General features: G+C 72.4%; 5 protein-coding genes. 3 read left to right on the forward strand and 2 right to left on the reverse strand.

Annotated elements, in window-relative coordinates; all coding sequences use genetic code 11:
• Nucleotides 1–106: 106 nt before the first annotated feature.
• Nucleotides 107–1216, reverse strand: coding sequence for a sugar ABC transporter substrate-binding protein (locus I6A81_RS29530; RefSeq protein ID WP_202998962.1), 1110 nt, complete (start codon nt 1214–1216; stop codon nt 107–109).
• Nucleotides 1217–1431: 215 nt separating this feature from the next.
• On the opposite strand from I6A81_RS29530, the gene I6A81_RS29535 reads away from it, so the two are divergent.
• Nucleotides 1432–2688, forward strand: a complete 1257-nt coding sequence (locus I6A81_RS29535) for an ROK family protein (RefSeq protein ID WP_202998964.1) — start codon at nt 1432–1434, stop codon at nt 2686–2688.
• Nucleotides 2689–2706: 18 nt separating this feature from the next.
• On the opposite strand, the gene I6A81_RS29540 is transcribed toward I6A81_RS29535, so the two are convergent.
• Nucleotides 2707–4155, reverse strand: coding sequence for a xylulokinase (locus I6A81_RS29540; RefSeq protein ID WP_202998966.1), 1449 nt, complete (start codon nt 4153–4155; stop codon nt 2707–2709).
• 52 nt (nt 4156–4207) lie between these two features.
• On the opposite strand from I6A81_RS29540, the gene I6A81_RS45140 reads away from it, so the two are divergent.
• Together I6A81_RS45140 and xylA are read left to right on the forward strand one after the other, a co-directional pair.
• The gene (locus tag I6A81_RS45140) at nt 4208–4342 is read left to right on the forward strand and encodes a hypothetical protein (RefSeq protein ID WP_285222692.1); all 135 of its coding nucleotides are present in this window, start codon (nt 4208–4210) and stop codon (nt 4340–4342) included.
• 108 nt (nt 4343–4450) lie between these two features.
• A complete protein-coding gene (gene xylA, locus I6A81_RS29545) occupies nt 4451–5626 on the forward strand; it encodes a xylose isomerase (RefSeq protein WP_202998968.1) in 1176 nt (391 codons plus the stop codon).
• Nucleotides 5627–6000 lie beyond the last annotated feature (374 nt).

Here is a 6000-nt window from a genome sequence, read left to right on the forward strand (position 1 = left end):
CGACGGCTACCAACGGCGCTGGCGGGCTACCAACGGCATCGCCCGTGGGCGGTGACGAGTCACCGCCCACGGGCGTCCGCCGGTTGTCAGCCGGTCAGCGGCCGGGCTAGATGCCGGCGCTGGCGCAGAGCGCCTCGTACTTGCCGGTGCAGACCTCGGCCCTGGTCACGTAGCCGTCGTCGATGACGTCCTTGACGTTGTCCTTGGTGATCGCCACCGGCTCGAGCAGCACGGACGGGACGTCCCGCTTGCCCTCGGGGTCGTTGACCTTGTCGGGCGCCTCGGCCGGCTCGCCCTTCGCCAGGGCGATCGCGAGCTTGGCGGCCGCCTCGGCCTCCTTCTGGACCGCCTTGTAGACGGTCATGCACTGGTCGCCGGCCAGGATGTTCTGCAACGCCGAGGTGGTGGCGTCCTGCCCGGTGACCGGGACCTTCCCGTTCAGGCCGTTCTTCGCCAGGATCGCGATCGCGGCGCCGCCGAGACCGTCATTGGCGGCCAGCACGCCGCCGATGTTCGGCTCCTGGGTGAGCATCTGCTCGAAGATGGTGCCGGCTTCCTGGTTGTCCCACTTGGGCACCGACTGGTCCGGACCCTTGACGAAGGTGCCGTCCGCGTACTTCGGATCGAGGACCGAGTCGTAGCCCTCCTTGAACAGGGAGGCGTTGTTGTCGGTCGGCGCGCCGTTCAGCTCGGCGACGATCGGCTTCTGCGCGCCGGAGGCCTCGAGGCACTTGACCAGGCCCTCGCCCTGCAGCCGGCCGACCGCGACGTTGTCGAAGCTGACGTAGTACTGCGCGGAGCCGCCGAGCGTGAGCCGGTCGTAGTCGATGGTCGCGACGCCCTGCGCCTTGGCCTTGTCCTGGATCGCCTTGCCGGAGCCCGAGTCGAGGTTGGTGATCAGCAGTACCGTCACGCCGCTGGTGATCATCTGGTCGGCGATGGTCTGCATCTGCGTCGCGTCACCCTGGGCGTTCTGGATGTCGTACTCGACGCCGGCGGCCTTGAAGGCCGCCTCGAGTAACGGCTGGTCCGCCGTCGCCCAGCGGTCGGACGACTTGGTGTCCGGCAGGATGACGCCGATCTTGCCCGTCCCGCCGCCGGAACCGCCGGCCGCGCCGTTCCCGCCGTCATCGTCATCGCCACACGCGGCGAGGCCGAACGCGGCGGTCGCCGCGATCGCGGTGACCGCCGCCAGGCGAGTGAACTTCCTTCCCATCTGCGTGGGCCCCTTCCTTGGGCATCGCTGTTCCGTGGGCATGGCCGTTCCGTGGGCATGGCCGCCCAGGACTCGGATGCTAAGTTGTGCCGCAAAACATATTTATGTGATCACCGTCACGCAAGAGGTTCGCGGTTACCAATCGGAAACTATGACTCTATGCACATGTATCGCTACGTATCGCCACGAGCGCGCTACGCCAGACTGGGTGAGTGATGCGCCTCCACAGACCCCACCTCTCCCCGGCAGGGATCAAGCAGGAGGAGCTACGGCGGCACAACCTCAGCCTGCTGCTGCGCTACGTCCACCTGGCCGGCCCGACCCAGCGCGCCACCCTGACCGCCAGGACCGGGCTGAACCGCAGCACCATCGGGGCGCTGGCCGCCGACCTCGCGAACATCGCCGAACTGGTCCGCGAGGAGGCACCCGGCGTGCGCTCCGGGGCCGGCCGGCCGTCGCTCGTCGTGGTGCCGGAGACCGAGCACTACCAGGCACTCGCGTTCGACCTCGGCGTGGACCGGATCGTCGGCGCGCGGGTCGGCCTCGGCGGGACGATGCTGTCCCGCAAGGTCGTCCCGCTGCCGCCCGGCGACCGGAACTTCGAGTCGGTCGTCGCGCTCACCGTGACCGCCGCGCGCCAGCTCGCGGACGAGTTCGGGCCGCGGGCGCGCTGCGTCGGCGTCGGCGTCGCCGTTCCGGCCGTCGTGCGCGGCACCGACGGGTTCGTGCGGTTCGCGCCGAACCTCGGCTGGGAGCAGCAGCCCCTCGGCGAGACACTCGGCGCCGCGCTGGTCGAGGCACTGCCCGGCTGCTCGTTCGACCGCGCGGCCGTCCTCGTCGCCAACGACGCCGACCTCGGCGCGCTCGCCGAACACACCAGGGGCGTGGCGCGCGGCCACGACGACGTCGTCTACCTGTCCGGCAACGTCGGCGTGGGCGCGGGGGTCATCTGCGGCGGCCGGCCGCTGCGCGGCCACGGCGGCTACGCCGGCGAGGCCGGCCACATGATCGTCAACCCGGCCGGGCAGCGGTGCCGCTGCGGCGCCCGCGGCTGCTGGGAGACCGAGGTCGGCATCGACGCCGTCCTGCGGGCCGCCGGCCACGAGCCAGGAGACGGGACGACGCCGCGGATGGTCGTCGCCGACGCCCAGGCGGGCGACCAGCGCGCCCGCCACGCGCTCTACGAGATCAGCCGCTGGCTCGCGGTCGGCGTCGGCAACCTCGTCAACCTGTTCAACCCGGAGCTCGTGATCTTCGGCGGCGAGCTGCGTGAGCTGCTCGAGGCGGTCGAGTGCGACGTCGTCAACATGATGGGCGCCGGCGGGCTCACCATGTCGCGCGAGCACGTGGAGCTGGTGCCATCCGCGCTCGGCGGCGACTCCCCGCTGTTCGGCGCCGCCGAGCTGGCCTTCGCGCCGCTGCTCGACGACCCGCTCGGCGTCGCGGCGACCCTCCCCGCCACCGGCGGCTGACCCGCCCGATACGCCTGGTCAGCGGCGCAGCAGCGGCAGGGCGCCGTCGAGGACCTCCAGGAACGCGGCCCGGGCGAGCGGGTCCGGCTCGGCGGCGACCAGGTCCGCCGAAACCGGCCAGTCCGGGGGCTCGGCGGCGCCGGACAGCGCCCACGCCGCCTGCCGGGCCGCGCCGCGGGCGACCCATTCGGTACCCGGGTCCGGCAGCGCGACCGGCAGGCCCAGCACGGCGGGCGCGACGGCGCGGATGGCCCGCGACCGCGCGCCGCCGCCGACCAGCAGGGCGCGCCGGACCTCGACGCCATGGCGGCGCAGCGCGTCGACCCCGACCGCCAGCCCGCACAGCACCCCCTCGACCGCGGCCCGGGCCAGGTTCTCCCGGGAGAGGTTCCCGCGCGTGAGCCCCGCCAGCAGGCCGCGGGCGCGCGGCAGGTTGGGGGTGCGTTCGCCGTCGAGGAACGGCAGCAGTGTCAACCCGCCCGCCCCGGGCGAAGCGGCCAGCGCGAGCGCGTCGAACCCGGCGGGGCTCACGCCAAGCAGGTCGGCGACGGTGGTGAGCACCCGGGCGGCGTTGAGCGTGCACACCAGCGGCAGGAAGCGCCCGGTGGCGTCCGCGAAGCCGGCGACCAGCCCGTCCGGGTCGTGCGTCGGGTGCTCCGTGGTCGCGAAGATCGTGCCGCTCGTCCCGACGGAGACGACCACGTCCCCGGGGCTCGGGCAGATGCCGAGGGCGGCGGCCATGTTGTCGCCGGTGCCGGGGGCCAGCAACGTGCCTGGCGGGGCCAGCCGGGCCGCCTCCCCCACGACCTCGCGCGGGCCGGCGACCCGGGGAAGCTCCACCGGGTGGCCCAGGGCCGTCTCGACGAGGTCGGGGAGATAGCCGCCCGTGGCGGGCGACCAGTAGCCGGTACCGGAGGCGTCGCCCCGGTCGGTCGTCCGCGAGACGTCGGGCCGGCCGCCGTCGGGATCACCCGGTCCGCCGCCCGCGGGCCCGCCGCCCGCGAGCCGCCAGGTCAGCCAGTCGTGCGGGAGCAGGACGCTTCGGGCGCGGGCGGCGTTCGCCGGTTCCTGGCGGGCGAGCCAGCGCAGCTTGGTGACGGTGAAGCTCGCCGTCGGCACGCTGCCGGTGGCCGTCGCCCACCGCTCGGCGCCGAGCTCGGCGACCAGGTCGTCGGCGTCGTCCGCGGAGCGGACGTCGTTCCACAGCAGGGCCGGGCGCACGGTCCGGCCGGCGTCGTCGAGCACGACCATGCCGTGCTGCTGGCCGGCGACCGCCAGCGCTGCCACGCCGTCGAGCAGCCCGCCGGAGGCGGCCGATCGCAGCGCCGCCCACCAGGCGGCCGGGTCGACCTCGGTGCCCTCCGGGTGCGGGGCGGCGGCGGACCGGACGATCCGCCCGTCCGCCGCGTCACAGATGACGATCTTCGTCGACTGGGTCGAGGAGTCGACACCCGCGACCAGGGTCATGCCCGTCCGCCCGTCCACGCCGGGTGGGCGAAGCGTGCCGGGTGGGCGAAGCGTGCCGGATGTCGTGGAAGAACTCGGCGTCGCGGAAGAGACGGGCGTTGTGAAAGAGGTGGGCGGCGTCGGCGGCGAAACCGCGCCGATAGGGGCGAAGCGCCTGCGAGGGAAGGGATTTTACCTGGTGATCTGAGGTGTGCCGCTGGCCGAGCGCTTCCACCAGGACGGACAGGGGGTTGCATGGCGGCTCCCACCTGGCTATTTGTTGTAGGCAACACCAAACTAGTCGTGAGGGGACGCCATGGCCAGCGATCTGACACCCACCAAGGCCGATCGCTTCAGCTTTGGCCTGTGGACCGTCGGCTGGCAGGGCAGGGACCCCTTCGGCGAGGTGACCCGGCCGGCGCTCGACCCAGTGGAGACCGTGCACCGGCTCGCCGAACTCGGTGCGTACGGCGTCACCTTCCACGACGACGACCTGATCCCGTTCGGGGCCGACAACACGGAACGGGAGCGGTGCGTCAAGCGGTTCCGGGCCGCGCTGGACGACACCGGGCTGGTCGTCCCGATGGCGACCACCAACCTGTTCTTCCACCCGGTCTTCAAGGAGGGCGCCTTCACCGCCAACGACCGGAGCGTGCGACGGTTCGCGCTGCGCAAGACGATGCGCAACATCGACCTCGCGGCCGAACTCGGCGCCAGGACCTACGTGGCCTGGGGCGGGCGGGAGGGCGCGGAGAGCGACGCGGCCAAGGACCCGCGGGCGGCGCTCGACCGGCTCAAGGAGGCCGTCGACCTGCTCTGCCAGTACGTGCGGGAGCGCGGCTACGACCTCCGGTTCGCGCTGGAACCGAAGCCGAACGAGCCACGCGGCGACATCCTGCTGCCCACCATCGGCCACGCGCTGGCCTTCATCAACCAGCTCGAGTATCCGGACATGGTCGGGCTGAACCCGGAGGTCGGCCACGAGACGATGGCCGGCCTGAACGTCGTCCACGGCTACGCCCAGGCGCTGTGGGCCGGCAAGCTGTTCCACATCGACCTCAATGGCCAGCACGGCCTCAAGTACGACCAGGACCTACGCTTCGGCGCCGCCGATGTGAAGAGCGCGTTCTTCCTCGTCGACCTGCTGGAAGGCGCCGGCTACGACGGACCCCGGCACTTCGACTTCAAGCCACCGCGGGCCGAGAACGTCGACGGCGCCTGGGTCTCGGCCGCCGCCTGCATGCGGACCTACCTGATCCTCCGGGAGAAGGCCAGGGCGTTCCGCCAGGACCCGCGGGTGATCGACGCGCTGGAGGCCGCCGGCGTCGGCGCCCTGTCCACCCCGACCCTCGCCCCCGGCGAGACCCTGGCCGACCTCGTCGCCGACCCCACCGCCTACGAGACCTTCGACGCCGACGCCGCCGGCGCGCGGGCCGTCAACATCGAGCACCTCGACCAGCTCGCCCTGGAACATCTCCTCGGCGTCGCCTGACCGTCCGGCGGGCCTTTTATGATCTTGTTCTGGCCGCTGGACCGCCGATTCCGCACACTCCCGTCGATCAGGAGCCGCCGAAGGGCCGCTCGGTGACGCTGATCACCAGATCTGTGCGCTGTTCGGCGACCCCCGTCCGTATTGCCCCCGAACTTCGTGCCGAGTTGGCGATCTTCGTCGCCGATCGGGTCGGGGCCGACCAAAAGATCACTGATTGTGTACATGGATCGGCGGTCCGGGACCGCGGAAAATGATCTATGGGAAGTGCCGTAGCGCCGTACCCGGCACCGTTCCCCCTGCCGCTCCCGACTGTCCGGCGAGCGGCACGCCCGAAGTGTACCCCGCACACCCCGCCCCGGGACCCCCGGGAGCCG

It is taken from the genome of Frankia nepalensis, assembly GCF_016786325.1.
GTDB lineage: Bacteria > Actinomycetota > Actinomycetes > Frankiales > Frankiaceae > Pseudofrankia > Pseudofrankia nepalensis.

Bases quoted from the DNA above. Each gene is read 5' to 3' on its own strand.
- I6A81_RS29530 (WP_202998962.1), bottom strand. From the start codon at position 1,216: ATGGGAAGGAAGTTCACTCGCCTGGCGGCGGTCACCGCGATCGCGGCG.
- I6A81_RS29535 (WP_202998964.1), top strand. From the start codon at position 1,432: ATGCGCCTCCACAGACCCCACCTCTCCCCGGCAGGGATCAAGCAGGAG.
- I6A81_RS29540 (WP_202998966.1), bottom strand. From the start codon at position 4,155: ATGACCCTGGTCGCGGGTGTCGACTCCTCGACCCAGTCGACGAAGATC.
- xylA (WP_202998968.1), top strand. From the start codon at position 4,451: ATGGCCAGCGATCTGACACCCACCAAGGCCGATCGCTTCAGCTTTGGC.